The organism is Streptomyces kanasensis (assembly GCF_043077165.1).
Classification (GTDB): Bacteria; Actinomycetota; Actinomycetes; order Streptomycetales; family Streptomycetaceae; genus Streptomyces; species Streptomyces changanensis.
Genome location: NZ_JBIBSF010000003.1, coordinates 245,971 through 272,656 on the forward strand (window position 1 = coordinate 245,971; position 26,686 = coordinate 272,656).

The following is a 26,686-nucleotide window of genomic DNA, read 5'->3' on the forward strand; positions in this document are numbered from 1 at the left end:
CACCGGGCCGGCGGTCCGAAGACCGCCGGCCCGCCGGCTGTCAGCCCTCGTCGGGGCCACCGTTCTCCTCGTCGCCCGGCTGCTCGTCCTTCGCGGCCGGCGCCGCGCCCGGCTGGGGCTCGGCCACGGCGACGCGCGCGGGCCGGATGGTCCGCTCGCCGATGCGGTACCCGGGCTGCAGGATCGCCACGCAGGTCGTCTCGGTGACGTCCGGCGCGTACGAGTGCATGAGCGCCTCGTGCACCGTCGGGTCGAAGGGCTCGCCCTCCTTGCCGAACTGCTGGAGGCCCATCTTGGCGACGGTGGTCTCCAGCGACTCGGCGACCGACTTGAAGCCACCCACCAGCTCACCGTGCTCCCGGGCGCGGCCGATGTCGTCGAGCACGGGCAGCAGCTCGGTCAGGAGCGTCGCGACGGCGACCTCCTTGACCGCGGCCCGGTCCCGGTCGACGCGGCGGCGGTAGTTCTGGTACTCCGCCTGGAGCCGCTGGAGGTCCGCGGTGCGCTCGGCGAGCGCGCTGCGGGTCTGGTCCAGCTGGGCGGTCGCGCCGGCCGACTGGTCCGTGTCGTTCGCGTCCCCGGCCGGGGCCGCCGCGCCCTCCTCCGCGGGAGGGGTCTCGGCGGCCTCGGCGGCGTCGTCAGGGGTGGCGCCGGAGGGGACGTCGGGCTTCTCCTCGAATCCCGGGGTCTCCTCCGTCATGCGGCCCCACCCTTCGGCTTCTCGTCGTCGACGATCTCGGCGTCGATGACGTCGTCGTCGCCCTTGGCACCGGTGTCGCCGGCGTCGGCCTGGGCGCCGCCGGCCGCCTGGCCGGCCTGGGCGTCGGCGTACATGGCCTGGCCGAGCTTCTGGGAGACGGCCGCGACCTTCTCGGTGGCGGTGCGGATCTCCGCGGTGTCCTCGCCCTTCAGCTTCTCCTTGAGCTCGCCCACCGCCGTCTCGACCTCGGCCTTGACGTCACCGGGCACCTTGTCGGCGTTGTCGGCGAGGAACTTCTCCGTCTGGTAGACGAGCTGCTCGCCCTGGTTGCGGGTCTCGGCGGCCTCGCGGCGGCGGTGGTCCTCCTCCGCGTACTGCTCGGCCTCCTGGCGCATCCGGTCGACCTCGTCCTTCGGCAGCGAGGAGCCGCCGGTGACGGTCATCTTCTGCTCCTTGCCCGTGCCCAGGTCCTTCGCGGTCACGTGCATGATGCCGTTGGCGTCGATGTCGAAGGCGACCTCGATCTGCGGGACGCCGCGCGGGGCCGGCGGGAGGCCGGTGAGCTCGAACATGCCGAGCTTCTTGTTGTACGCCGCGATCTCGCGCTCGCCCTGGTAGACCTGGATCTGCACGGACGGCTGGTTGTCCTCGGCCGTCGTGAAGATCTCGGACCGCTTGGTCGGGATCGTGGTGTTGCGCTCGATGAGCTTGGTCATGATGCCGCCCTTGGTCTCGATGCCGAGGGACAGCGGGGTGACGTCGAGGAGCAGGACGTCCTTGACCTCGCCCTTGAGGACGCCGGCCTGCAGGGCGGCGCCGATGGCGACGACCTCGTCCGGGTTGACGCCCTTGTTGGCCTCGCGGCCGCCGGTCAGCTCCTTGACGAGCTCGGCGACGGCCGGCATGCGGGTCGAGCCACCGACGAGCACGACGTGGTCGATCTCGGAGAGCTGGATGCCCGCGTCCTTGATCACGTTGTGGAACGGGATCTTGCAGCGCTCCAGCAGGTCCGCGGTGAGCTGCTGGAACTGGGCGCGCGTGAGCTTCTCGTCCAGGTGCAGCGGGCCCTCGGCGGACGCCGTGATGTAGGGCAGGTTGATCGAGGTCTCGGTGGACGAGGACAGCTCGATCTTGGCCTTCTCGGCGGCCTCGCGGAGGCGCTGGAGGGCCATCTTGTCCTTGGACAGGTCCACGCCGTGCCCGGACTGGAACTGCTTGACCAGGTACTCGACGACGCGCTGGTCCCAGTCGTCACCACCGAGGTGGTTGTCGCCGTTGGTGGCCTTCACCTCGACGACGCCGTCGCCGATCTCCAGCAGCGAGACGTCGAAGGTGCCGCCACCGAGGTCGAAGACGAGGATCGTCTGGTCGTCCTTGTCGAGGCCGTACGCCAGGGCGGCGGCCGTCGGCTCGTTGACGATGCGCAGGACGTTCAGGCCCGCGATCTCGCCGGCCTCCTTGGTGGCCTGGCGCTCGGAGTCGTTGAAGTACGCCGGGACGGTGATGACCGCGTCCGTGACCTTCTCGCCCAGGTACGCCTCGGCGTCCCGCTTCAGCTTCTGCAGGATGAACGCGGAGATCTGCTGCGGGTTGAAGTTCTTCCCGTCGAGCTCGATCTTCCAGTCCGTGCCCATGTGGCGCTTGACCGAGCGGATGGTCCGGTCGACGTTGGTGACGGCCTGCCGCTTGGCGACCTCGCCGACGAGGACCTCGCCGTTCTTGGCGAAGGCGACGACGGACGGCGTGGTCCTGGCGCCCTCGGCGTTGGTGATGACGGTGGGCTCGCCGCCTTCCAGAACGCTGACGACGGAGTTAGTCGTGCCCAGGTCGATGCCGACCGCACGTGCCATTTCGATTCCTCCAACTGACTTGAGTGGAACAGGCTCAAGGATGCACGACCCTCGTACCCACGTCAACAGACCTGAGTCGAGCGCACTCAACTTTTATCCCGCCCTTATGCGCAAGGACCCGTCGACACGCAGCCTCGCGGGCCCGACGGACAGCCCTACCCCGCCTATTGTTCAGCACACCGGCACTATCCGGGCATAAGCCGTGAATCGGTAAGAATCCTGAGCAACGCGGAACGATGAGGTGGTCGCCATGCACTCCAAGCGCGCCCTTGACCTGGTCCTCGGCTCCGTCCTGCTGACGCTGGCCGCGCCCCTCCTGCTCGCCGCGGCGGCGGCACGGGCGCTCGCCCGCCCCGCCGGCGGCCTCCTCGTCCACGAGACGGCCGTCGGCCTGCACGGCCGCCCGTTCGTCCTGCGCACCCTGCCGGTGCGGCGACTGCGGCTCGACGCGCTCTCCCGGCTGGTCCACGTCGTGCGCGGCGAGATGTCCCTGGTCGGCCCCGCCCCGCTGCCGCCCGGCGCACCCGGCGCCGACGCGCACTGGCGCGGCGCGGTACGCCCCGGCCTGACCGGACTGGCCCAGGTGAGACGGGGTTCGCCGCTGCCCTGGAACGAGCCGCTGATGCTCGACCAGCACTACGTGGAGCACCATGGGGTGGGAACGGACGTGGCGCTGCTCCTGCGGACCCCGGTCGCGCTGCTCGCCGGCCCACGACCCCGGGACTGAACGGACGGCGCCGGTCAGGCTCACCTGAGCGACGCAGATCACCGCGCACGCGGCTACAGTGCGGCGGAATATCTGGGTACGCTCAGCACCGAACCCAATAAGTTACCGCTTAGTAGTACCGGATCCCCCACCTCGCAGGCCCGAGGAGCCCCCATGCAACTCGCCGCGATCATTGTGTCGCTGACCCTGACCGTGGTCGGCGTTGCGCTCTTTGCCCGAGCGATCGCGCACATCTACCGGTTCGTGAGGCTCGGCCAGCCCGTGCCGGCGGGCCGCCGCACCGACGACTGGAAGGCCCGCACGGTCACCGTGGTCCGGGAGTTCCTCGGCCACACCCGGATGAACCGGTGGGGGATCGTCGGCTTCGCGCACTGGTTCGTCGCGGTCGGCTTCCTGACCCTGCCGCCGACGCTGGCGCAGGCCTACGGCCAGCTCTTCCAGGCCGACTGGATGCTGCCGGTCCTCGGCGGCTTCCTGCCGTTCGAGATGTACATCGAGGCCATCGGCCTGATGACGGTCCTCGGCATCGTCGTCCTGATGGTGATCCGCCTGCTGAGCCTGCCGTCCCGCGCCGGCCGCAAGTCGCGCTTCGCCGGCTCCAAGGCGTGGCAGGCGTACTTCGTCGAGTACGTCATCCTCACCATCGGCCTGGTCATCCTGGTCCTGCGCGGCCTCGAGGGCGCCCTCCACCACGTGGACTCCTACGAGGCGGCGTACTTCGTCTCCTACCCGCTCGTCCTCGCCTTCGACGGGCTGTCCACGGGCACGCTGCAGACCCTCGTCTACCTCGCCGCCATGGTGAAGATCAGCGTCTCCCTGATCTGGATGATCACGGTCTCGCTCAACACCAACATGGGCGTCGCCTGGCACCGTTTCCTCGGCTTCCCGAACATCTGGTTCAAGCGCAACGCCACCGGCGAGACCGCGCTGGGCGCCCTGCAGCCGATGACGTCCGGCGGCAAGGAGATCGACTTCGAGACGGTCTTCGACGACGAGGCGGGCGCCGAGGAGACCGTCTTCGGCGTCAGCCAGGTCGAGCACTTCTCCTGGAAGGGCATCCTCGACTTCGCGACCTGCACCGAGTGCGGCCGCTGCCAGTCGCAGTGCCCCGCCTGGAACACGGGCAAGCCGCTCTCCCCGAAGCTCCTCATCATGTCGCTGCGCGACCACGCCCACGCCAAGGCCCCGTACCTGCTGGCCGGCGGCGGGAAGACCGCGGACGGCGAGGAGAAGGCGTCCGCCGAGGCCCTGAAGGACGTCCCGGCCGCCGCCCTGGCCGAGGCCGAGCGCCCCCTCATCGGCACCGCCGAGGAGAACGGCGTCATCGACCCGGACGTGCTGTGGTCCTGCACCACCTGCGGCGCCTGCGTCGAGCAGTGCCCGGTCGACATCGAGCACATCGACCACATCGTCGACATGCGCCGCTACCAGGTCATGATCGAGTCGTCGTTCCCGTCCGAGGCGGGCACGATGCTCAAGAACCTGGAGAAGAAGGGCAACCCCTGGGGCCTGGCGAAGAAGCAGCGCGTCGAGTGGACCAAGGAGGTCGACTTCGAGGTCCCGATCGTCGGCAAGGACGTCGAGGACCTCTCCGAGGTCGACTACCTCTACTGGGTCGGCTGCGCCGGCGCCTTGGAGGACCGGGCCAAGAAGACCACCAAGGCCTTCGCCGAGCTGCTGCACATCGCGGGCGTCAAGTTCGCGATCATGGGCGGCGACGAGAAGTGCACCGGTGACTCCCCCCGCCGCCTCGGCAACGAGCCGCTGTTCCAGCAGCTCGGCCAGGAGAACGTCGCCATGCTGAACATGGCGTTCGGCGAGGACGACGAGGACGAGTCGACGAGGAAGCCCAAGTCGGCCAAGAAGATCGTCGCGACCTGCCCGCACTGCTTCAACACGATCGCGAACGAGTACCCGCAGCTGGGCGGCGAGTTCGAGGTCATCCACCACACGCAGCTGCTGCAGCACCTCATCGACGAGGGCCGGCTCACCCCGGTCACCCCGGTGGACGGGCTGATCACCTACCACGACCCGTGCTACCTGGGCCGCCACAACAAGGTCTACACGCCGCCGCGCGAGATCATGTCGGCCGTCCCGGGCCTGCGCCAGCAGGAGATGCACCGCCACAAGGAGCGCGGCTTCTGCTGCGGTGCCGGCGGCGCGCGGATGTGGATGGAGGAGCGCATCGGCAAGCGCATCAACACCGAGCGCGTCGACGAGGCCCTCTCCCTCAACCCGGACATCGTCTCCACCGCCTGCCCGTTCTGCCTGGTCATGCTCACGGACTCCGTGAACGGCAAGAAGAACGACGGCAAGGCGAAGGAGTCCCTCCAGGTCGTGGACGTCGCGCAGCTGCTGCTGGACTCGGTCAAGACGCCGGCCGCCCCCGAGGCGGACGCCCCGGAGTCGGACCCGACGCAGGAGCCTCAGCCGGCGCAGTAGCCGCGCCGCGCACAGCCCACCACGAACGGCCGGGCCGCCCCCACGGGCGGACCCGGCCGTTCGGCGTACCGGCGGCGGGCTGGCGGCGGCTGCGGGCCGGGGCGGCGGGCTGCGGCGGCTGCGGGTGTACGGGCCGGGGCGTCGTGGCCGCCCCGGCCCGTACACCCGCAGCCCCCCGTGTCACCCCACCCCACCCCCACCCACGGCGATCTGACGCCCCCTAGGGGATGTCACAGGTCGGCAGCAAACGCCCCCCGGCGACCGGCCGTGTACGCCCGTACGCGCGGAACCGGGTACGTTCGTTGACGTGGCTGGATTCAGGATCGGACGCGGCCGGGACAACCGCACCCCGCACCAACGACCGCGGCAGGCGCCGCAGACGCGGCAGGGACCGCACGGCGGCGCGGCGGCGCCCCCTCCGTCGTACCCATCCCCGTCGCCGTCCCCGCAGCAGCAGTGGTCGCAGGGCGGCCGCCCCTACGCCGGGCCCGGCGGAAACGGCGGGACCCGCGGACACGGCGGCCAGCAGGGCGGCGAGCCGTACGGGGAGCCCGAGTACTTCGGCGACCCGTACCAGCAGCAGCACGCGCCCCAGCAGCCGTACGGCTCCCACCCGCACGCCGCGAACAACCCGGGTCACACCCAGGTGTTCAGCGTCGGCGAGGACCCCTACGGCCCTGCGGACACCTACCAGGCGGGCTCCGCCGCGCCCTCGGGCCCGCGACTGCCGTGGAAGCAGCTGCTCAGCGGCATCGTGATGCGGCCCGGCCCGACGTTCTGGCAGATGCGCGACCACCCCGTGTGGCCGCCGGCGCTGATCGTGACGTTCCTGTACGGCCTGCTGGCCCTCTTCGGCTTCGACAAGGCCCGGGAGGAGGCGATCAGCGCGACGATCTCCACCGCGATCCCGTACGTCCTGCTGACCGGGGTCATGTTCGTGGTCGGCGGCCTCATCCTCGGCGCGGTCACGCACACCCTCGCCCGCCAGCTGGGCGGCAACGGCGCCTGGCAGCCGACCGTGGGCCTGTCGATGCTCATCATGGCGATGACGGACGCCCCGCGGCTGCTGTTCGCGCTCTTCCTGGGCGGTGAGAACTCACTGGTCCAGGTCATCGGCTGGCTGTCCTGGCTGGCGGCGGGCGCGCTCTTCACCTCGATGGTGAGCAAATCGCACGACCTGCACTGGCCGAAGGCCCTGGGCGCGTCGTCGATCCAGCTGGTGGCGCTGCTGTCGCTGATCAAGCTGGGCACGCTGTAGCGGACGCCGCCGCGGCCGCGCCGCACGAACGGAAGAGGGCCCCCTGCGGGGCCCTCTTCCGTGTGACGACCGACGCGCTCAGGCGTCCAGGACCTGACCGGACCGCCGCACGACGGGCTTCTCCACGCTCCACGGGAAGTTGATCCAGTCGTCCGTGCGCTTCCAGACGTACTCGCACTTCACCAGCGAGTGCGACTTCTCGTAGATGACGGCCGAGCGCACCTCGGCGACGTGCTCCAGGCAGAAGTCGTGCACGAGCTTCAGCGTCTTGCCGGTGTCGGCGACGTCGTCGGCGATCAGCACCTTCTTGTTGCTGAAGTCGATCGCGTTCGGCACGGGCGCGAGCATGACCGGCATCTCCAGCGTGGTGCCGACGCCGGTGTAGAACTCGACGTTCACCAGGTGGATGTTCTTGCAGTCCAGGGCGTATGCGAGGCCGCCCGCGACGAACACGCCACCGCGCGCGATGGAGAGCACCACGTCGGGCTCGTAGCCGTCGTCCGCGACGGTCTGGGCGAGCTCGCGCACGGCGCGCCCGAACCCTTCGTAGGTGAGGTTCTCCCGTACACCACTCATGCTCACACCTGCGTCCGATGGAAGTTCTGGAAGGACCGCGAGGCCGTGGGCCCGCGCTGCCCCTGGTACCGGGACCCGTACCGCTCGCTGCCGTACGGGAACTCGGCCGGCGAGCTGAGCCGGAACATGCACAGCTGGCCGATCTTCATCCCCGGCCACAGCTTGATCGGCAGGGTCGCGAGGTTCGACAGTTCCAGGGTCACATGTCCGGAGAACCCAGGATCGATGAACCCGGCCGTGGAGTGCGTGACGAGCCCCAGCCGGCCCAGCGAGCTCTTGCCCTCCAGCCGGGAGGCGAGGTCGTCGGGGAGGGAGATGACCTCGTACGTCGAGGCCAGCACGAACTCCCCGGGGTGCAGGATGAACGCCTCGTCCCCCTCCGGCTCGACCAGGCGGGTGAGGTCGGCCTGCTCCACGGCGGGGTCGATGTGGGGGTGACGGTGATTCTCGAACACCCGGAAGTAGCGGTCGAGCCGCACGTCGATGCTCGAGGGCTGCACCATGGAATCGTCGTACGGGTCGATGCGCACCCGGCCGGATTCGATCTCGGCCCGGATGTCCTTGTCTGAGAGAAGCACGTCCCGAGGATACGCAGAGCGCGCGGGCCCGCCCCAATCGGACGGACGCGCGCGCCCCGGACGCGAAACCGGCAGCCGGGGGCCACCCTGCCGATCGAACCGGCCCGACCCCCGCGCCGCCCTACCCCTGCTCCTTGTCGGCCGTACCTGGGCCGCGCCGCCGCCCTGCCCCGGCTCTACCTCTGCTCGGCGAGCCCCACCGGCACGGCATGCCGCAGCCGCGCGCACCGGGGACACCGGATGAGCCGCCCGGGCCCGATCCGCCCGGCGCCGAGGTTCTGCATCGGGAACGTCGCGGTACTGAACACGTGCCCCTCGGCACAGCGGACGACGGTTCGCTCCATGGTGTCCATCAGGCCCTTTCCCCAAGACAAGCGGTGGACGAGAAGGCCACATTAGGGGATCAACAGGACACCGCTCCACGCGGCACTCCGCCCCGCACCCTACGCCCCAACTCCCGCTACCCGACCACCGGATAACCCCGCCGGCCGACACGAGAAACCCCCGGCGCGATACACCGGGGGCGGGCGATGAGGTACAGTGAGCGACGATGCGGCACGGATCACCGGTCGCTGTGCGGGTGTAGTTTAATGGTAGAACATGAGCTTCCCAAGCTCAGAGCGCGGGTTCGATTCCCGTCACCCGCTCCACACGAAAGCCCCAGGCCAGCGGCCCGGGGCTTTGTCGTTGGCCGGGCCGGCTCACGTGGCCCGCGCCCCCTTTGCGTGCCCTCGGCGACCGGTCGCCCCGTCGGCTGTCATCCGGTGCCGGATCCCTCCCGTCCACTGCCGCAGGGCCGGAACGAGCGCCGCGTCGTCTCCGCCAGGTCATCCGTCATCGCGCCGAGGAGGTCACCACCTCCCAAGGGTGCCGACGGAAGGCATCGAACCCCGCCCCGCGCTTCTGCCAGTGCTCCGGGCCCGCCGGGCGCGTCGGCCACCACGGTGAGACGGAGGCCCGACCGGGCCGGGGGCGACACCGCAGACCCCGCCCAGTCACTCATCAGGGGAGTGAACCCTTCGGTCACCTATGGCCGGAACGCACTCTTGTAGGCGCTTCGCGTACCTGTCACACAGTTGGTAGGACCGTGATCGGGGGAGGACGCTGGATGTCGACATGGGGCGAGGGGCGGGGCGGGCCGTCAGCCTGGGCGACGGCCAGGTTCGGGTTGCGGGCGGGCAAGTTGGCCGCAGCGGTACCGGTGCAGCTGGCTCGGGCTCATGCACGGGCTCACGCCGTGCACCTCACCGCTCGGCTGAAGAAGCGCAGCCCCTACGGTTCCACTCTGGCCGAGGCCGTGCGCGAGAACCTGGCCGACACCGCGCGGGAGTTGGGGGCGTCGGTACGCGACGTGCGCGGCTTCGAGTACGCGGTGATCAACGACCATGCTCTCTTCCCCTTCAAGTACGCCGACAGGCCCCGCCCGATCGACCGCGCTCGGCTCGCCTCCACCGCTTCTCCCACGAGACACCGACTGCTCCGGGCACACGGGCCGGCGCCTCAGGACGCGCTGTTCGACCTCGATGACGATGTGACGACGGAGGAGTACGAGGAGCTGCACGAAGCGTTCGAGGAGCTGGGAGGGTCCACGCGGCTGGTGTGCGTGTTCTTCACGGCCGATCCGGAGAACGGGATCCACGCCATCCACTGGGGGGACGCCCGTCTCGAACCCGATCGCACCTTCACCTGGCCCCATCGCGAGCAGCTCCCGATCGCGCCCTGTCCGCCTGAGTGACCGACGGAGCCGCAGCGCGTGTCCGCAGTCACATGGGAGACGGCCGCCGCGTGCGCCTCCGCGGGGTTGCGCCGGCCGGCAGTGAGTCGCCTGCTCCGGGACGGAGGCCTGGACAGTCGGCAGGGCTGGTCGGCTCCGACCGTCGTCGGGGGCCGTGCTCTCTGGGTGGCCTGATCGGTTGGCCTGGCCGGTCGGCCTGATCGGTGGGGGCGGGGCTATTCGGTGGGGTTCCAGGGGAGCGGTGGGCGTCTCTTGTCCGAGCTCGAGCCGCGGCCCGGGCGGCTGTTCCACATCAGCGGCAGGTCCCGTGCGTGGAACCGCGCCCTCGGGCACCAGCGGCGGCCGTCCACGGTGTTCGGGAGGGTGTCGGGGCGGTCGTCCTTGATCTGCGTCACGCTGCGGCCGTCCACGCGATCAACCTGGCGCATCCGCCCGTCGTCACCCCGCGCGGTCCAGGTCCCCCAAGCCCGGCTCCACCGGATCCGCTCGTCGCGGGCGGAACGGTTCCGGCTCGGCGGGGTAGTACAGCGCGGTGCCCCGCCTGCTCACCTCCGGCGACGCCGCTCCGGGGCCGGGAAGTCCGGGTGGTGGCGCGGCATCACGTGCACCACGTACCCGTGGCTGTGACCCACCCGGGCTGCCCACTCCTTCAACGACACCCGGTCCCCGTCGGACTCGACCACGTCCGCCCTCTCTTCCCTCGGAGTCCGCGACACGCGCGCGTCTGGTGCGTACCCGGAGTGAGGCGAGCCGGGCGAGGTGTGCGTGCCTCCGACGGCGGCCGAGCGGAGTGAACGTCACGCGTTGCTGCGCGAGTACGTGGCAGCGGATGCGGGTCACTGTGGATCGGGTGGGGTCGGATCCCCTCCCCCGGTCATGACGAAGGCCCCGGTCGGTGACCAGGGCCTCGTCGTGCGCCGTTCGGCCCCCGCGGGACGGGGTCAGGCGGTCGGGGTGGCCTGTACCGGGACGAGCGTCGCTTCCGTCCTGGGTGGCGGGGCCGTGGCTGCGGCGCCACCTCGGCGGGTCGCGCGGCGCCACCACCCGGCCAGGGAACGGTAGAAGCCGTCCGGGAGGAAGACGGCGTCCGCGACGATCATCGCGGCGGAGAAGAGCGGGAGGCCCATGAGTACCGCGATGCTCACGTGCATGACGAGCAGCATGGCCAGCACGGGGTACTTGAGCCTGCCGAACAAGACGAAGGGGAAGGCCACCTGGAGCAGCACCGTCAGGTAACAGGCGGCGGTGATCAGTACCTCGTGCTCGTCCACCATGCCGGACAGCGCGGGCCACGGCTGGAACAGGTGGAGGTTGAGGGCGTAGTGCAGGGCGGTGCCGTTGCCCCACGTACCGCCCTGCACCTTGTACAGGCCCGCGGATCCGTAGAGGAAGCAGACCTGGGCGGCGATGACGAGCATCCCGCAGTTGTGCAGGACGGTGACCGCGGTCAGCCGGGCGTCGCGGACGTGGCGCCGGAGTACACCCGTTTCCCGGTGAGGACGGTCTCCCTCCCCTCTGCCCGCGGCCGCTCGGAGCGCGTCCCTGCGGGCGTCGAGGGACCAGCGCCGGCCGCAGGCGGTGAAGACGAGGTAGACGGCCATGAGGAGGATGAGGTTGTCCCCGCCGTCCGTCATGAAGATCGCCCGGGCGTGGAACGACGCCACTACGGCGGCGAACAACACGGACACCGCCCTGGTGCGCCAGCCCAGCATGAAGAGCGCGGACGTGGCCACGGCCGCCGCGTAGCAGAACTCGAAGTACGCCCGGCTGTCGGACAGCGTGAGGAGGCTCGCCCACCCCGTCTGGTCGAACAGGGTCCTCGCCAACGCGGGCGTCCACGGCGAGCCGGGGCCCCAGATCTCGTCGCGGTGCGGGAACTCGCGCAGCAGGAAGACGAGGTAGAGCAGGCCGTACCCGATGCGCAGCACCGCCGCGGCGTACAGGGACACGGGACGCCCGATCAGGAGGGCGTAGAGGGCGGGCACCCGGTCCAGCGCCCGTTGCGGTGCTCCGGTGCGATGCGCCGACGGTGCGGGTTCCGGGGTACCGGCCGGTGCGGGTTCCGGGGTGCCGGCGGGGGTGGGGGCCGGGGTGCCGGCCGGGGTGGGGGTCGGTTCAGTGAGCGTCACGGGGGGCCACCTCCCACCAGGGCAGGTGACGGGTCTCCACCGGCGTGGGGGCGGCCGTGCGGCCGCTCCCCGTCGCACCCGGGGGGCCGACCGGCACGGTGACGACCCGCAGTTGGACGGAGTCGAACGGCTCACCGCGGTGCTCGGCGACGCGGTCCACCGCGATGTTGCGGAGGTACTGCTGGATGATCACTCCGCGCTCCGAGCGGGGCTGGTCGTCGCTGCCCAGCGTTTCGAGGTAGGAACTCCAGGCGCGACGGAGCATGTTCTGCGTCGTGTGGCTCGGGAAGGGGTTGTGGGCGAGCGCGGCCCGGTCGACCCCGCTGAGGTCGAACCATCCGCTCACCCGCACGGTGCCGTCCGGGTCGGTGCGCATGGTCCGCACCGAGATCTGCCGGTTGACCGACTCGGGGTCCGGGGCGAAGAGCCGCCAGTTCTGCTCGAAGACGGGGAAGACCCACGCCTCGACCTGCTTGGCGTACTGCCGCGAGATGGCGTTCGCGGGCGCCACGTGCAGGAACACCAGGGCCAGGTGGATCAGGGTGACCGCCAGGCACAGGACCACGACGGCCCCGGTCACCGCCTTCAGCGCGCGGCCCACCGCCCCGGAGGCGTCAGGAGGACCGGGGGGAGCACCGCTGCGGCCTCCTGCCGCCGGTCCGGCTTCCGGGCGTTCCGGTGCCTTCGCCTCCGCGGCCGCGTCTGCTGCCGCTGACGCTGACGCTGATTCCGACTGTGACTCCGACTCTGGCTGTGACTCGACGCCGACCAGCACGGCCCCACCCGGCCTTCCCATCCCGACTGTTTCTGTCCGCTGACTGCTTCTTCCGGATTCCGCGCGTGGCGCGCGACGGGATCGAGGACGATCCGCCGCGCGCCACCTTCCCTCTCACGTCACGGGTACGGGCACCTGCGCAGGGGCCGGCCCGCCGCGTGAACGTGCGGGGGGGTCACTGCCGTGCTGCCGCGCACCGTGCGCGGGGTTCACCAGTCGCCCAACCCACCAGGCTTCTCGTGCTTGCCGGGCTTGTCGTCATGACCGTGGCCGGGCTCGGCGGGCTTGTCGTCACCGGGCTTGCCGGGCTTGTCGTCATGGCCGTGACCGGGCTTGCCGTCGCCGGGCTTGCCGTGCCCCGGCTTCCCAGGCTTGCCGTCATGGCCGTGACCCGGCTTCCCGGGCTTCCCCGGCTTCCCCGGCTTTCCCGGCTTTCCGGGCTTTCCGGGCTTGGGCGGCTTCGGCGGGATCGGAGGCTTCGGTCCGCCGCCACCCGTGGTGCCGCCCTGGGTCCCGCCGATCGTCGCGCCCGTCGTACCACCCGTCGTACCGGCGATGATGCCGCCCGTACCGCCCGTGGTGATGCCACCGAGGATGCCGCCGACGATGCCGCCGGTACCGCCGTTCGTCCCGCCGTTCGTCCCACCGGTCGTCACGCCGCCGAGCACGCCGCCCACGGTTCCGCCGGTCGCGGTGCCACCGGTGGCGGTACCTCCGTTGGTCCCTCCGGTGGTGCCGGCGATCACGCCGCCCGTGGCGGTGCCGCCGTTCGTCCCGGCCGTGGTGCCGCCGTTCGTGCCCCCGGCGCAGGCGGGCCGGGTGATCGTGTTGGTGTCCAGCGTCACGGACCCGTTGCGGGCCAGCGCCCGGCCGACCAGGTCGGCGCCCGTGGTGGCCGTGATGGACGTCATGGCCATGATGGTGCCCACGAAGTCGGAGTCGGTGCCGAGGGTGGCCGAACTACCGATCTGCCAGAACACGTTGCACGGGGAGGCGCCGTTGACGAGGCTGACGTTGCTGGCGGAAGCCGTCGTCAGGCCCGAACCGACCTGGAAGACCCAGACGGAGGCGGGGTTGTCCTGGCCGTCCAGGGTGAGCGTCCCGGTGAGACCGAGCGTGGACGACGCCGTGTAGACGCCCGGGACCAGCGTCAGACCGCCGGCGTCCGGAGGGAGCGCGGCGTCGGAGGGCTGTCCGGCCGCGTTGTTGTATGCCGCCACGAGGTCGCTCTTGGCCCCGGCGGCCACGGCGTCCGCGGAGTGCAGCGTCCCGTTCACCAGTCCCGGCGGGAAGCCGGAGATGGCCGTTCCCGGATGCACCCCGACATCCCCGGTGATGACCGTGGGTCCGGTGTTGGTGACCGACTCACCTGCCAGGACGGCGAAGCTGTCCGCGGTACCCAGGGGCACGGGGAGGGCGATCGCGTTCGCCTGCGTCGGCGTCACCGCTACGACGACGGCGGCGACCAGGGCGGTGAGCACCGCCGTCGACCAGGCCGTCGTTCTGCGCCATTGCGGCGCGTCAGAGAAGTTCAGCGTCATGGGAAAGCCAGCTCCTGAAGGATGGTGGCGCTTTCAGCGAATACCGGGCCGCCCAGATCGTCCAGAATGACCCGTTCTGTCGGCTGGCATATTACGCAGACACCTCACTCCCGTTACGAGCCATGAGGGTGATGTCGGCGAAGCCCTCCATACGCATCGTGGAAGATATGACCAAATGACCGGATACCTGGCCCCGCGCTCTCGACCACCGTCCCGGTCGTGGTCGCGCGGCATGCGAGCCGACTGCGTCGGCCGCCCTGGCCGGCACCTCTGACGGCGTGTCATGTGACGCATCACGCCGGGTACGGTCGGTGATCGCGGTACGCGTCGGGCGGAGGCGGTGGCTCGCGGAAGGCGGTGGCGGGGGCGGTGGGCTCGGCGAAGGCGGTGGGCTCGGCGAAGGCGGTGGCCTCGGCGTAGTCGGCGAAGGCGGTGGCCTCGGCGGAGGAGGCGAAGGCCGCGCGCAGGACCGACTCGGCCGAGGGGAGCGGCGGATGCCACGGGGAGGGCGAGCGGGTCCGGCGCAGGTCGCGCGAGGGTCGGAAGGCTCAGGGCTCCCGCTCCCGGGGCCCTACCCGCGCGGGCCGGGCTCTTCGGCGTGGGTCGCGCGCGTGCGGCCGGTGCCGGTGTCCAGGAGGATCTGCGCGGCCTCCGTGACGTTGTCGGACCGTACCGCTCTGGCCATCGCCGTACGGGCCGCCTCCGGGGTCGCGTGCGGCGGCACGACCAGCAGGGAGAAGTGGTCCCGGGGGCCCCGGGTGACGAGGACGGTGTCGTCGCCGACCGGGAAGGAGTCGATGTGCACGACGTGGTCGTCGACGATCAGCCGCGTGGGCAGTTCCTCCCAGGCGGCCGCGTCCAGGCCGACGCGCTCGACGGGTCCGAGGTGTTCGACCAGTGCGGAGACCAGGCCGGGGAGCTCCGCGCCGACGTCCCGGGAGCGCGGCCACCAGGCGCCGTCGAGGATGCCCTCGCGCGCGTGCGTCGTCTCCAGCCGCAGCAGCACCGTCCCCGGCCGCACCGCGTGGTGGATCGCGTCGGGCAGCGACGGGTGTGCGCGGGGTGTGTCGGAGTCGGCCATGGCGTGTGCGCCCGTCTTCGGGGGGTCCGGCGCGACCGCCGAACGGTGTGACCTCGTCCTCTCACCGTACTCCGGCCGGTCACCGTGCTCCTGCCGGCCGGAGGAGGACGCCCGGTCGTGAGCCGGTCCGCGGGGCCGCCGACCGGAGTACGGTGGAGGTACCGGGAGTACTCCGCACGCCGGCTTCCGATGCCGGTGCCGTTCTCGGTGAGCGACAACACCGGGACGCCGTCGAGGACGTTCCCGGAGACGGGTCCGCGTCATGACCGCGACCATCGCACGTACGAGTTCCGTCGGACGACGGCCCGCGCCCGCACTGCCGGCCCGCCTGGCCCTCGCCCCGAAGAGCCCGGTTGCGGGCCTCCTGGACGGCGCCTGGTGGCCCCGCTCCCGTGACCTCTCCGATGAACTGCGCGCCCTGACCGGCGCGCTGGACGGCCCCTGGGGCCGGGTCACGCGGATCACGGTGAACCCCGCCCACTGGCCCGTCGTCCCGCACAAGGTGCCCGTGGCCGGGCACACCGTGCACGTCGGCTGGTTCACCGACGAGCAGGACCCGCACAAGCTGATCCTCCTGTCCTACACCCGCGGCCGCCTCGACCTGCTGGTGATCCCGCCGGAGACCGACCCGGCCGTGGCCGTCCATCTCATGAGCGCGGCCGCCACCCCGGGAGGGCTCCTCACCGCCAGCCGGATGATGGCCGGCGAGAGGTCGACCCGCGGAGCGGCCGAGGCCCGGTACCGGGAGGAGACCCGGGACCAGGAGGAGACCCTTGGCCAGCAGGAGGACTGGGGCCAGGAGGAGACCCTTGGCCAGCAGGAGGACTGGGGCCAGGAGGAGACCCGGGGCCAGGAGGAGGACTGGGACACCGACGGCGGCGCGGGGCCGGTGACCAGGCGACCTGCCGGGCCGCTCGGGTCCGTCCGGTCAGGCCCGCCCGCCCGGCGGAGGTGAGGACATGGAAACCGCCATTGCCGCAGCCGTGATCATCCTCCTCATCGGCATGGGGATGCTCCTGCTCCACCGGCTCAACGTCCGACACGAAGAGCGGATCGCCGCCTTCCACTACAGCGACACGCTGCCGGGCATCGGCCGCCACCGCGGCAGGGACGACAGGAGCGTCAGGAACCGGAACCGGGACGGTGGCGGGGACCGCGACCGGCGAGACACCGGGCCCGCCGGACGGCCCCCGCCTCCGGGTCGGGACCGTGAGGACGGCGCCGGGGGTCGCGCGTGACACCGGCCCTCCCGACGCCGTCGGACAGCAGCCGGACCGCACGACCGGACCTTGCGCAGGCGCAGGGGGTGGACCAAAAGGTCCCGGATGCCGGAAGAGCCCCTGCGGCCTACCCTGGAAGTGGGCCGGCGCACTCTCACGTGCGACCGACCCGGAAGGGCGGCCCCGGTGTGTATACGCCGGGGTCGTTGTGTCGATGTCATCCCGCCCTCAGGGAGCAGGACATGATCCAACCAGCCGACATCCGCGAGTGGCGCGGCCTCGACGTCATCGACCCGAAGGGGCACAAGATCGGGGAGCTCGAAGCGGTCTACGTCGACACCGCCACCGACGAGCCCGCCATGGCCACCGTCCGCACCGGCCTCCCCTCCCGTCGGCGCCTGGTCTTCGTCCCCATCGGCGAGGCCGTCGTCGGGCCGGGGTACGTCCGGGTCGCCCACGCCAAGAGCCTGGTGAAGAACGCGCCCGCCATCGGCACCGACGACGTCCTGCCCGCCGAGGAGGAGGAGGCCGTCTTCAAGCACTACGACCTGACCTACCGGCCGGGCGTCGGCGGCGAACGCCAGCTCGCGCGCCGCTGACCGCCCACCCCGGGCCCCGCACCTTCGGGCGCCCCGCACCTTCGGAGGTGTCATCGGCATGGCCCTGCTCCTGTTCCTGCTCCTCGTGGCAGTCGCCCTCGGGCTCATCGGCGTGGTCGTGGAGGGGCTGTTCTACCTCCTGATCATCGGCATCGTGATCGTCGTGGCGGAGGTCGTGTACCTCGCCGTACGGACGAAGACCGCAGGCCGCCGCCGCACCCGGTGACGTGCCCGGCGGGGGCGGGCGGGCCCGGGGCTGCCGGCTGCCGATTGCCGGCCTGCCGGCTGCCGACTGCCGACTGCCGGCTGCCGGGACGTCAGTCCTCACGGCCCGAGCGCATCCTCCCTGATCGGACCACAGGGGCCGGTACCGCGCACTACGCTCGTCGCGGGAAGACGTCGCGGGTCGCAACGCCGACAAGAGGGACGTCCGCATCGGAGGAGGGGCCGGCCCTTGCGCGCGCAGGAAATCACCTTTTTGAAGCTCGTCCAAGGGGAGAAGCAGTTCCAAGTACCGCTCTACCAGCGGACGTACAGCTGGACCCGGCCCCAGTTGCAGCGGCTCTGGGACGATCTCGTGGACCTGGTGGAGCAGCAGCTCGAGGGCGGCAGCCCCGCCTCGCACTTCCTCGGCTCCGTCGTCCTCGCGCCCGGGCAGCTGCAGGCGGGGGGCGTGCAGCGGTGGCTCGTGGTGGACGGCCAGCAGCGACTGACCACGATCATGCTGGCGTTCACGGCGCTGCGCGATCACATCCGGGACTCGGCCGTGGAGGGTTCCGCGCGCACCGCCGACCGCATCCACCGCCAGTACCTGGTCAACGAGTTCCTGGAGGGCGACGAGCACTTCCGGCTGCTGCCCACGCAGGCCGACAGGCCTTCCTACGGCGCCTGCGTCTCCCACAGCCCGCGCTCGGGCGGAGCGGACAACGTCGGGGCCGCCTACCGCTTCTTCCGTGGTGTGCTGGCGAGCGGGCAGGAGCAGTACGGCGAGGGCTGGACCACGGCCGTGGAGATAGCCCTGCGGGACCTGCTGTCCATCGTGGAGATCACGGCGGAGCGCGGCGACAACGTCTACCGGATCTTCGAGTCCATCAACAACACCGGTGTCGGCCTCAGCCAGAGCGACCTCCTGCGCAACTACGTGTTCATGCTGCTCCCCGGCCGCGGCGAGCGGGTCTACGAGCAGCTGTGGCTGCCCATGCAGCAGCAGCTGGGCCCCAAGAACCTGGAGCTCCTCGTCTGGCTCGACCTCGTCGTGCGCGGCGAGAGCAAGGCGAAGCAGACCGACATCTACCGCGTCCAGCAGCAGCGGCTCGAACCACTCGCGGGCAACGAGGAGGCGCTGGAGAAGGAGATCTGCGAACTCGCCCGCCGCGCCGAGTTGCTGAGGCGGATCCTCGACCCCTCCCTCGAACCGGACGCGGCACTCCGCCGCCGGCTGCGGCACCTGGCCAGCTGGGGCGGGCGTATCCACTATCCGATCGCCCTCCACCTCCTCGACCTCGTCGACGCCGGGAACGCCGGCGCCGACGAGGCGGCCGAGGCCCTCGGGTACGTCGAGGGCTTCCTCGTGCGGCGGATGCTGTGCCAGGCGAGCACGCAGAGCCTCAACCGGCTCTTCATGTCGATGCCGGGGGACATGGAGCGCGACCGGCCCCCCGCCGAGGCGGTGCAGCGTTACCTGTCCAGCCGGCGTCGCGGCTGGCCCACCGACGCGGAGGTCGCCGAGGCGGTCCGCAGCAAGCCGTTCTACTGGAACGGGCAGGCGCAGCAGCGCGCGTACGTCCTGCAGCGGCTGGAGGAGAGCTACGGCTCGGCGGAGCCGGTGGACTACGGCAGGGCCAAGCTGACGGTCGAGCACGTGCTGCCGCAACGGCCGGCGCAGGCGTGGCTCGACATGCTCGCCGAGGACTCGGACGACGGCCAGACCCCTCAGGAACTCCACGACCTGCTCGTGCACACCCTCGGGAACCTGACGCTCTCCGCCGAGAACTCCAAGCTGTCCAACCACCCCTTCCAGCGCAAGCAGCAGATCCTGGAGTCGAGCTCCCTGCGGATGAACCAGGAGATCGCCGCGACGCCCCGGTGGGGACGCAAGGAGATCCTGGAACGAGCCGACAACCTCGCCGCGCGCGCCGTCGCCCTGTGGCCCGGCCCGGAGGGGGAGCAGCGCGCGGACAGCGCGGAGTGGAGTGGCTGGGCCGATCTGCGCGCCGCGCTCATCGCCATGCCGACCGGCACCTGGACCACGTACGGGGACATCGCCGAGCTGATCGGCAGCCATCCCGTCCCGGTCGGGAACTTCCTCGCCACGAAGGCCGGCGTGCACGGGGCCTACCGGGTGCTGACCGCCGCCGGGCGGGTCTCGGCGTCGTTCCGCTGGCCCAGCGACGAGCACGGTGGCAACCCGCTCGCGCTGCTGCACGCGGAGGGCGTCCCCTTCGACGCCAGCGGCAGGGCCCGCGGCTCCCACCGCCTGACCGCGGAGGACCTCGCCTCGCTGCTCGGCAAGGAGGTACCGGAAGTCGGCTCGGCGAACGGGTCCTCCGAACCGGTGGCCGCCGGCCGGTCCGTGCAGGCGCGCGCCGCCCGCTTCGCCGAACTGTTGCGGGAGAACCGGCCGGACGCCGCCGACGCCATCCTGTCCTTCCTCCGCTCGTGGGAGGAGCTCGCCCCCGGTTGCCACCTCGACTACGGCAAGGCGACGGAGACCAGCTGCTTCCTGATGCTGCGCAAGGACACGGCGTCCCGCGCCGGCGCGATCTGGCCGTTCACCCTGTACCCGGTCTTCGGCACGGTGGAGGTCGTCTTCCAGTACATGCGGTCCCGGCCGCCCTTCGACGACAGCGGATTGCGCCGGGAGTTCATGTCCCGGCTGAACGCCGTCCCGGGCGTCGAACTGGCCGAGGCGAAGCTGGAGCTGCGCCTGTCGTTCCCGCTGGAAGTGCTGGCCGGCCACCCGGAGGACGTCCACGCCGCGCTGTCCTGGTTCGTACGGCAGGTCACGCTGCACGAGCCGCAGGACGGTCAGGGGGAGTGAGGCGCGGAGTCCCCGTGGGGCGGGGGGTGCCGGAGTAGGGTGGAGGGGAGTTCGCGGGCGGTTCGCCGGGAGCACCGTCGCGTTGTCGGCGGCCGGTTCGGCGGGGCAGGCACGAGGGTGCGGTGTCCTGGTGTCGGCCATGTTCATGAGCACACGGAGGCTTCAGGATGGACTCCTCGCAGAGCAGGCCCCCCGCCGGACACGCCGAGGTGAGGATCGTCGCCGCGGAGCCCGAGGTGGCCCGGCGCGTGGCGGAGGTGCTGCGGCGGGCCTTCTCCGCCGGCGAGCAGCGCAGCTACCCGGCCGACGCCGGGGGTGGGACCCGGCTGCACCTCACGGTCGACACCACCCAGACGTCGGAGCCGGCCCGTTCGTGGCTGGCGGCCAGCGAGTCCACCGAGGGCCGCGCTCAGCCCGACGAAGTGTGACGCGAGTCCGGGCCCGGGCGCCGGCGGACGCGGCGCCCGGCCCCCACACCGTTCGGCTCAGGGCCGGTCAGGTCAGGGGCCGGTCGGGTGAGGGGCCGGCGGGTCAGGGGCGGTCGGGTGAGGAGTCGGGGGCTCAAGGCCGAGTGGCTCAGGGCCGGTCAGGTCAGGGCCGGTGGGTCAGGGCTTGGTCGACAGGTGTCGGCGCCACCAGGTGACCGTGGAACCCACCTGCGCGTCGAGCGGGGTGGCGCGGGTCGTGAAGGTCGCTTCGTAGGCCGTGGAGTCGACGGTGAACGGGCGGTCGAACTGGTGGCGGATCTCCTTCAGTTCCCGCAGCTGCGGGGAGAAGAGCGACGCCAGGGCCAGAGCCGTCGGGGGCAGGCCGCGCACCGGGACCGGGGCCGTGCCCGCCTCGCCGGCCAGGCGGTCGGCCATGGCCCTGACGGAGAGCGGCGGCAGCGTCGGGGCGTGCCAGGCGCGTCCCCAGGCCCGCTCGTCCGACGCCACCTCGACCAGGGCCGCGGCGACGTCGGGCAGGTAGGTCCAGCTGTGGGGCGCGTCCGGGTCACCGAGGGCGGATACCGGCTTCCCGCGCAGCAGACGCGGCACGACCCGGGACGCCAGGTGACCGCCGTCGGTCACGCCCGGGCCGAAGAAGTCCGACGCCCGTACCTCGACCGCCCTGATCCGGCCCTGCTCGTGGAGGTCACGGGCGCGCTGCCAGGACTCCGCGCGCACCCGCCCCTTCGGGCCGGTCGCCACGAGCGGGAGGTCCTCGGTGAGGGGGCCGTCGACGGGGCCGTAGCCGTAGAGGTTGCCCAGCATGACGAGGACGGCGCCGGTCGCCTCGGCCGCCGTGCGCAGGGACGCGGCGAGCGCCGGCCAACCGGTGGCCCAGCGGTGGTAGGGCGGGGCGGCGCAGCCGTAGAGGACGGTCGCACCCCGCGCGGCCTCGACCAGCCGGGCGCCGTCCGCCGCGTCCAGCGCCACGTGCTCGATGCCCGGCTCCGGGGCGCGGCCCGACCTGGTGACGACCCGTACCGCGTGCCCCCGCGCCGCGAGCAGGCGGGCGGTGGCCGCTCCTGCGGGCCCGAATCCGACGACGACGTGAAGGGTCACCCGGGCAGCCTAGGCGTTCTCGATGATCTCCGTGAGTGATTCGGGGAGGAAAGGAGAGGCCCCGGAGGCGAGGAGGCGGGACCGGAAGCAGGGAAGGGAAGGGTGCGGCGGGTGGGGTGGGTGGGGGCGGCGGGTGGGGTGGGTGGGGTGGTTTCCGGGGCCGCGGGTTCGGGGCTCGGTGGGCGGATGGGGAATATCTGTCATCGCGGTGCCAGAGTTTGCCGGACCGCGCGATGAGTATTTTCGGGAAAACAAGGCGCGGGAAATACGGAACGCCCGCCGGCCGTCGAAGCATGCTACTGTCGATACCAGTTGCAGTTGTGGTTCCCAAACTTCAAGTGCCCCCGGCAGCCTTCGGGCAGCCGGGAGCGCTTTGTATTTCCGGTCATTTCCGGTGGGGCAATCATCGCGGCGACACGGAATCCGCGCAGTGCGGATCCCGATGTGCCCCAAAGGAGATATGACATGGCTACTGGCACCGTGAAGTGGTTCAACGCGGAAAAGGGCTTCGGCTTCATCGAGCAGGACGGTGGCGGCGCTGACGTGTTCGCCCACTACTCGAACATCTCGGCGCAGGGCTTCCGCGAGCTCAACGAGGGCCAGAAGGTCAGCTTCGACATCGCGCAGGGCCAGAAGGGCCCGACGGCCGAGAACATCGTCCTCGCCTGACACGCGACGAGCACGACGTAGCTGGGGCCCGCATCCTTCGGGGTGCGGGTCTCAGCTGCACGCATATCCCGCGGTGTCCACGCCTGCGGGAAGATCATCGGTCGGTCCGCGCATCCCCACCGCGCCGGACCCGCCCCACAGAGCCGCCGCACGGCGGCCCGCGCACCGGACACCGTCCGCACGGCGCGCCACCATTTCAGCGCCCCCGACCTTCCGCCCGGCACTCCACCGGGCGTATTCGTCGCCGCGCTCACCCCGGCCCATTCTCGCTATTCTCCGTGCTGCTCCCATGCTGCGGGAATTCCTTGATATGTGCCGCATCGAGGAAGGTTCCGCATGAACCGCACACGTAGGAATGACCGCTTTTCCCGCACCCGTGACGGCGGTGCCGGCTCCGGCGGAGGCGCCCGGCGCTTCGGCCAGTCGGGCCGCTCCGGCGGTGAGGGCCGCTCCGGCGGGCAGGGCAGGTCGGGCGGGCAGGGTCGCGGGGGCGGTCAGGGCCGTCGGCGCGCCGCCGTCCACGGGGAGTTCGCGCTCCCCGAGACGATCACCCCCGCCCTGCCCTCCGTCGAGGCGTTCGCCGACCTGGACATGCCCGCGCAGCTGCTCGCCGCGCTCGGGTCCCAGGGCGTGACCGTGCCGTTCCCGATCCAGGGCGCGACCCTGCCGAACAGCCTCGCCGGCCGGGACGTCCTCGGCCGCGGGCGCACCGGGTCCGGCAAGACGCTCGCCTTCGGGCTGGCGCTGCTGGCCCGTACCGCCGGGCAGCGCGCCGAGCCCCGCCAGCCGCTCGCCCTGGTCCTCGTGCCCACCCGCGAGCTGGCGCAGCAGGTGACCGACGCGCTCACCCCGTACGCCAGGTCGCTGCAGCTGCGGCTCGCCACGGTCGTCGGCGGCATGTCGATCGGCCGGCAGTCGAGCGCGCTGCGCGGCGGTGCCGAAGTGGTCGTCGCCACGCCCGGCCGGCTCAAGGACCTGATCGGGCGCGGTGACTGCCGCCTCGACCGGGTGGGCATCACCGTGCTGGACGAGGCCGACCAGATGGCGGACATGGGCTTCATGCCGCAGGTCACCGCCCTGCTCGACCAGGTTCGTCCCGACGGGCAGCGGATGCTGTTCTCCGCGACGCTCGACCGCAACGTCGACCTGCTGGTCCGCCGCTATCTCACCGACCCGGTCGTGCACTCCGTCGACCCCTCCGCCGGCGCCGTCACCACGATGGAGCACCACGTGCTCCACGTGCACCGCGCCGACAAGCAGGCCACCACGACGCACATCGCCGCGCGCGACGGCCGCGTGATCATGTTCCTGGACACCAAGCACGCCGTGGACCGGCTCACCCGCGACCTGCTGGGCAGCGGCGTACGGGCCGCCGCGCTGCACGGCGGGAAGTCGCAGCCGCAGCGCACCCGCACGCTGGCGCAGTTCAAGACGGGGCACGTCAGCGTGCTCGTCGCGACGAACGTCGCCGCGCGCGGCATCCACGTCGACAACCTCGACCTCGTCGTGAACGTCGACCCGCCGACCGACCACAAGGACTACCTGCACCGCGGCGGCCGCACCGCCCGCGCCGGCGAGTCCGGCAGCGTGGTCACCCTCGTCACCCCCGACCAGCGGGGCGGCATGGCCCGGCTCATGTCGGACGCCGGGATCCGTCCGCGGATCGCCGAGGTCCGCTCCGGTGAGGCCGAGCTGACCCGCATCACCGGCGCGCAGGCGCCGTCCGGCATCCCCGTGGTCATCACCGCGCCCGCGCCCGCCCGCGCCGAGCGCGACGCCGGGTCCCGCCCGCGGCGCAGCCGCCCCTCGCAGTCCTCGCGCCGGGCCGGTCGCCGCCGCACCGCCGCCGGGCCGGCCGCCTGAGCCCCCGGCACGGCCGTCCCGACCCGCGGACCGGGTCCGGGCGGGCCCGTCCCGGTCGGCTCACGTCCGGGTCCGTCGGCGCAGGCCGGCCGACCCCGGCGGGGCCGGCCGGCGCCCGCCCCCTTCCCGCAGGAGGTACTCCGTGACACCGGCTCCCCCGCTCCCCCACCCCGCCACCGGCGGCGCCACGGCCTCCCGGACGGTGGTCGCGGCCCCGTACGAGGCCGGACCGCGGGTCTGGTACGACATGACCGTCGAGGTCGCCCTGTCGGTCATGGCCGGTGCCCGCTCCGGGCACCTGCTCCTCTGCGACGACGACGGCCGCTGCACCGGCGTGGTCACCCGGCGGCGGCTCGACGCCGTCCGCGACAGCCCCTCGTACACCGACCGGGTGCGTCTGCGTGACGTCCTCGGCGGACACGGACCGTCCACTTCGCCGGTCGCGACGAGGACCCCCCTCCCCCTCCTCTCCCTGTGAGGCTCCCGTGCGCTGCGTCATTGCCCGCTTCCCGTTCTACCTCACCAAGGCCGGCGTGCTGGAGGCCATGAAGGGCATCAAGCCCGAACCGGTCACCGGTGAGTCCGTCACCATCGGACGCCGTCGCTACCCCGTCATGCAGGTGGGCGCCGTCATCACCCGCCAGGACCGGCGCGACTTCAGCGCCGGGGAGGTCGCCCGGGCCATGGCCCACCTCGGCTTCACCTGCCGGCCGGCCCCGGACCCCGAGGCGGTGCCCGACCTCGCCGCCGCCGGACGGGTCGAGCGGGCCTCCGCCCTGCTCGGCGCCCCTCCCGCGGCGGTCTGACCGCCGGACAGCACCACACGCCCGTCGGCCCGCCCGGCCGACGGGCGGAACCACGGCCCCACCGGCGCGTCCACCGCGCCGGTGGGGCCGTGGCCGTTTCCCGGACGGCCCTTCCCCTGCTGACGGGCCATCACTCCACGCGGGCCTCCGGCGCCACCTCCCGTCACCGCCGTCCCGCAGCGGAGCGCGGACGGACACGGACCGGGGCGCGGGTGGGCCGCCCGGCGGTGGCGCGCACCGGGCGGGGCGAGGGCTCCCGGGACGGCCCGGTGGAGCCGATCGGCGACTGCGGCGGTGACGCGGCCTGAGCGGGGGCGGCCCGGCCGGTTCACCGGTGGTCGGGCACGTACTTGTAGCCGACGCGGCGGACGGTGACGATCCGGTCCCGGTGCGCGGGGCCGAGCTTGCGCCGCAGCCGGGCCACGTGGACGTCGACGGTGCGCCCGTCGCCGATGTACCCGTAGCCCCAGACCCCCGACACGAGGGACTCGCGCGAGTGGACCATGTGCGGGTGGGCGACGAGGTGGGCGAGAAGCCCGAACTCCAGGTACGTCAGGTCCAGTTCGACACCGTCGACGTGGACGGTCCGCCGGTCGGGGTCGACGCGGACCGCGTCGTCGGCGGACACCTGCCCGGATCCGGTGACAGGACCGTCGGCGGATCCGTCGGTGGGACCGGTGGCGGATCCGGCGGTGGATCCGGCGGTGGATCCGGCGGTGGGGCCGGCGGTGGGGCCCGTGGCGGTACCGGGGACGCGCGGCCGGGCCGCGACCGGGGCCGACCGGGCGGCGAGCCGGTGGACCTCCGGCCGTACGCCGTGAGTGGTCAGCAGCGCCATGGGGTCGACGCCGTCGGGCAGGAACACGAGGTAGCCGACGTGCGGTTCGGCGGGACGGGGCCCCACCAGGCGCAGACGGGGAGCGGTGGTCGGGTGGTCGGCGGCGAACGGTGCGGTGGTCACGGTGAACCCCTTCGGTCGGTCGGGGGCGGTGCCGCGTGGTCACCCACGGGCAGGGGGACGCGCTCGCGACGGCGCACGGGCGCCGGCCCCGGCCCCTGCGTCCGACAGGACGCGGACTACGGGACGGGGCGGCGCGGCGCCCGGGCGGGGCGAGGGCGGGACGTCGCCGCGGGCCGCGGAGGCGGTGGCGGTCGACGGGAAGCGCGGCGCGGCGACGGTGCCGCGGGCACGGAGAGGGGGCGGGCCGGACCCGGTTACGCGCAGCGGCAGATGGCGCTGGCGACGCGACGGAGGTCGACATGCCTGCGGCGTACGAGCGGCTGCTGCGTCGGGGACATGGGGACATCCTCGGGCCGTCCGGCACCACCGTCAAGGCTTCCCTACCTTTTTCCTAGGGAATGACGAGGCGTGACGGTCCATCCGACGCGCCCGGGCGCCGGCCGGCCGGGGCCGCAGCCGGGCGGACGGCGGGCGGACGGGGGACGGGTGGGGGCGGGTCGGTCGGCGAGCGGGCGGACGAGCGGGCCCCGCCGGACGCACGGACGGACCCCCCGGGCGGACGGGCAGACCCGCCGGACGCACGGACGGA

26 protein-coding genes and 1 tRNA gene are annotated in these 26,686 nt (G+C 72.2%); 15 read left to right on the forward strand and 12 right to left on the reverse strand.

Annotated features, from left to right (window positions below; all coding sequences use genetic code 11):
- Positions 1–40 precede the first annotated feature (40 nt).
- Together grpE and dnaK are read right to left on the reverse strand one after the other, a co-directional pair.
- Positions 41–700 (reverse strand): nucleotide exchange factor GrpE, encoded by a 660-nt coding sequence (gene grpE / locus ACF053_RS09880; RefSeq protein WP_391953403.1) that lies wholly within the window; start codon positions 698–700, stop codon positions 41–43.
- Positions 697–2,550 carry a molecular chaperone DnaK gene (gene dnaK, locus ACF053_RS09885; RefSeq protein WP_391953404.1) on the reverse strand — a complete coding sequence of 618 codons (1,854 nt, stop codon included), beginning with the start codon at positions 2,548–2,550 and terminating at the stop codon, positions 697–699. Before dnaK ends, grpE begins: the two co-directional genes overlap by 4 nt.
- Before the next feature lie 250 nt (positions 2,551–2,800).
- Between dnaK and ACF053_RS09890 the strand changes: the two genes are divergently transcribed.
- The 3 genes from ACF053_RS09890 to ACF053_RS09900 all read left to right on the forward strand — a co-directional run bounded on the left by ACF053_RS09890 (position 2,801) and on the right by ACF053_RS09900 (position 6,977).
- Positions 2,801–3,277: a sugar transferase gene (locus ACF053_RS09890; protein WP_391953405.1), complete on the forward strand. Its 477-nt coding sequence runs from the start codon at positions 2,801–2,803 to the stop codon at positions 3,275–3,277.
- Positions 3,278–3,430: 153 nt separating this feature from the next.
- Entirely contained in the window at positions 3,431–5,719 is a 2,289-nt protein-coding gene (locus tag ACF053_RS09895) for a heterodisulfide reductase-related iron-sulfur binding cluster (RefSeq protein ID WP_391953406.1), read from the forward strand.
- Positions 5,720–6,026: 307 nt separating this feature from the next.
- Positions 6,027–6,977, forward strand: a complete 951-nt coding sequence (locus tag ACF053_RS09900) for a Yip1 family protein (RefSeq protein WP_391953407.1) — start codon at positions 6,027–6,029, stop codon at positions 6,975–6,977.
- Between the two features lie 78 nt (positions 6,978–7,055).
- Here ACF053_RS09900 and ACF053_RS09905 read toward each other — a convergent pair whose 3' ends face one another.
- Complete coding sequence (locus tag ACF053_RS09905) at positions 7,056–7,553, reverse strand: phosphoribosyltransferase (protein WP_058942423.1); 498 nt, start codon at positions 7,551–7,553, stop codon at positions 7,056–7,058.
- A 2-nt stretch (positions 7,554–7,555) separates the two neighbouring features.
- Positions 7,556–8,131, reverse strand: coding sequence for a dCTP deaminase (gene dcd, locus ACF053_RS09910; RefSeq protein ID WP_391953408.1), 576 nt, complete (start codon positions 8,129–8,131; stop codon positions 7,556–7,558).
- A gap of 576 nt (positions 8,132–8,707) precedes the next feature.
- Between dcd and ACF053_RS09915 the strand changes: the two genes are divergently transcribed.
- Positions 8,708–8,781, forward strand: a tRNA-Gly gene (locus ACF053_RS09915).
- 587 nt (positions 8,782–9,368) lie between these two features.
- Positions 9,369–9,866, forward strand: coding sequence for a hypothetical protein (locus ACF053_RS09920; RefSeq protein WP_391953409.1), 498 nt, complete (start codon positions 9,369–9,371; stop codon positions 9,864–9,866).
- 215 nt (positions 9,867–10,081) lie between these two features.
- Here the strand turns inward: ACF053_RS09920 and ACF053_RS09925 are convergent, their stop codons facing one another.
- The 5 genes from ACF053_RS09925 to ACF053_RS09945 all read right to left on the reverse strand — a co-directional run bounded on the left by ACF053_RS09925 (position 10,082) and on the right by ACF053_RS09945 (position 15,392).
- The gene (locus tag ACF053_RS09925; protein ID WP_391953410.1) at positions 10,082–10,276 is read right to left on the reverse strand and encodes a hypothetical protein; all 195 of its coding nucleotides are present in this window, start codon (positions 10,274–10,276) and stop codon (positions 10,082–10,084) included.
- Between the two features lie 531 nt (positions 10,277–10,807).
- Entirely contained in the window at positions 10,808–11,860 is a 1,053-nt protein-coding gene (locus ACF053_RS09930; RefSeq protein WP_391953694.1) for an HTTM domain-containing protein, read from the reverse strand.
- A 121-nt stretch (positions 11,861–11,981) separates the two neighbouring features.
- The gene (locus ACF053_RS09935) at positions 11,982–12,575 is read right to left on the reverse strand and encodes a DUF5819 family protein (RefSeq protein WP_391953411.1); all 594 of its coding nucleotides are present in this window, start codon (positions 12,573–12,575) and stop codon (positions 11,982–11,984) included.
- A 404-nt stretch (positions 12,576–12,979) separates the two neighbouring features.
- Entirely contained in the window at positions 12,980–14,311 is a 1,332-nt protein-coding gene (locus ACF053_RS09940; RefSeq protein ID WP_391953412.1) for an ice-binding family protein, read from the reverse strand.
- Between the two features lie 571 nt (positions 14,312–14,882).
- Positions 14,883–15,392: a DUF5994 family protein gene (locus ACF053_RS09945; protein WP_391953413.1), complete on the reverse strand. Its 510-nt coding sequence runs from the start codon at positions 15,390–15,392 to the stop codon at positions 14,883–14,885.
- Positions 15,393–15,654: 262 nt separating this feature from the next.
- Here ACF053_RS09945 and ACF053_RS09950 point away from each other — a divergent pair, with 262 nt between their 5' ends.
- The 6 genes from ACF053_RS09950 (at position 15,655) to ACF053_RS09975 (ending at position 20,679) form a co-directional block, all read left to right on the forward strand.
- A complete protein-coding gene (locus ACF053_RS09950) occupies positions 15,655–16,347 on the forward strand; it encodes a DUF5994 family protein (RefSeq protein WP_391953414.1) in 693 nt (230 codons plus the stop codon).
- A 4-nt stretch (positions 16,348–16,351) separates the two neighbouring features.
- Positions 16,352–16,630, forward strand: a complete 279-nt coding sequence (locus ACF053_RS09955) for a hypothetical protein (protein ID WP_391953415.1) — start codon at positions 16,352–16,354, stop codon at positions 16,628–16,630.
- Positions 16,631–16,854: 224 nt separating this feature from the next.
- On the forward strand, positions 16,855–17,211 hold the full coding sequence (locus ACF053_RS09960) for a PRC-barrel domain-containing protein (RefSeq protein WP_391953416.1): 357 nt from the start codon (positions 16,855–16,857) through the stop codon (positions 17,209–17,211).
- Between the two features lie 58 nt (positions 17,212–17,269).
- Positions 17,270–17,437, forward strand: a complete 168-nt coding sequence (locus ACF053_RS09965; RefSeq protein ID WP_198549343.1) for a hypothetical protein — start codon at positions 17,270–17,272, stop codon at positions 17,435–17,437.
- Positions 17,438–17,665: 228 nt separating this feature from the next.
- Positions 17,666–20,251, forward strand: a complete 2,586-nt coding sequence (locus ACF053_RS09970; RefSeq protein WP_391953417.1) for a GmrSD restriction endonuclease domain-containing protein — start codon at positions 17,666–17,668, stop codon at positions 20,249–20,251.
- A gap of 167 nt (positions 20,252–20,418) precedes the next feature.
- Complete coding sequence (locus ACF053_RS09975) at positions 20,419–20,679, forward strand: hypothetical protein (RefSeq protein ID WP_391953418.1); 261 nt, start codon at positions 20,419–20,421, stop codon at positions 20,677–20,679.
- A gap of 177 nt (positions 20,680–20,856) precedes the next feature.
- Here ACF053_RS09975 and ACF053_RS09980 read toward each other — a convergent pair whose 3' ends face one another.
- Positions 20,857–21,798, reverse strand: a complete 942-nt coding sequence (locus ACF053_RS09980; RefSeq protein ID WP_391953419.1) for an NAD-dependent epimerase/dehydratase family protein — start codon at positions 21,796–21,798, stop codon at positions 20,857–20,859.
- A 465-nt stretch (positions 21,799–22,263) separates the two neighbouring features.
- Between ACF053_RS09980 and ACF053_RS09985 the strand changes: the two genes are divergently transcribed.
- The 4 genes from ACF053_RS09985 (at position 22,264) to ACF053_RS10000 (ending at position 25,136) form a co-directional block, all read left to right on the forward strand.
- Entirely contained in the window at positions 22,264–22,467 is a 204-nt protein-coding gene (locus ACF053_RS09985) for a cold-shock protein (protein ID WP_058942413.1), read from the forward strand.
- Between the two features lie 336 nt (positions 22,468–22,803).
- Entirely contained in the window at positions 22,804–24,330 is a 1,527-nt protein-coding gene (locus tag ACF053_RS09990; RefSeq protein ID WP_391953420.1) for a DEAD/DEAH box helicase, read from the forward strand.
- A gap of 142 nt (positions 24,331–24,472) precedes the next feature.
- Positions 24,473–24,808: a CBS domain-containing protein gene (locus tag ACF053_RS09995; RefSeq protein ID WP_391953421.1), complete on the forward strand. Its 336-nt coding sequence runs from the start codon at positions 24,473–24,475 to the stop codon at positions 24,806–24,808.
- A 7-nt stretch (positions 24,809–24,815) separates the two neighbouring features.
- Entirely contained in the window at positions 24,816–25,136 is a 321-nt protein-coding gene (locus ACF053_RS10000; RefSeq protein ID WP_391953422.1) for an SCO5918 family protein, read from the forward strand.
- A 328-nt stretch (positions 25,137–25,464) separates the two neighbouring features.
- On the opposite strand, the gene ACF053_RS10005 is transcribed toward ACF053_RS10000, so the two are convergent.
- Positions 25,465–26,097, reverse strand: coding sequence for a winged helix-turn-helix domain-containing protein (locus tag ACF053_RS10005; protein ID WP_391953423.1), 633 nt, complete (start codon positions 26,095–26,097; stop codon positions 25,465–25,467).
- A gap of 254 nt (positions 26,098–26,351) precedes the next feature.
- Entirely contained in the window at positions 26,352–26,435 is an 84-nt protein-coding gene (locus ACF053_RS10010; RefSeq protein ID WP_391953695.1) for a putative leader peptide, read from the reverse strand.
- Positions 26,436–26,686: the final 251 nt, after the last annotated feature.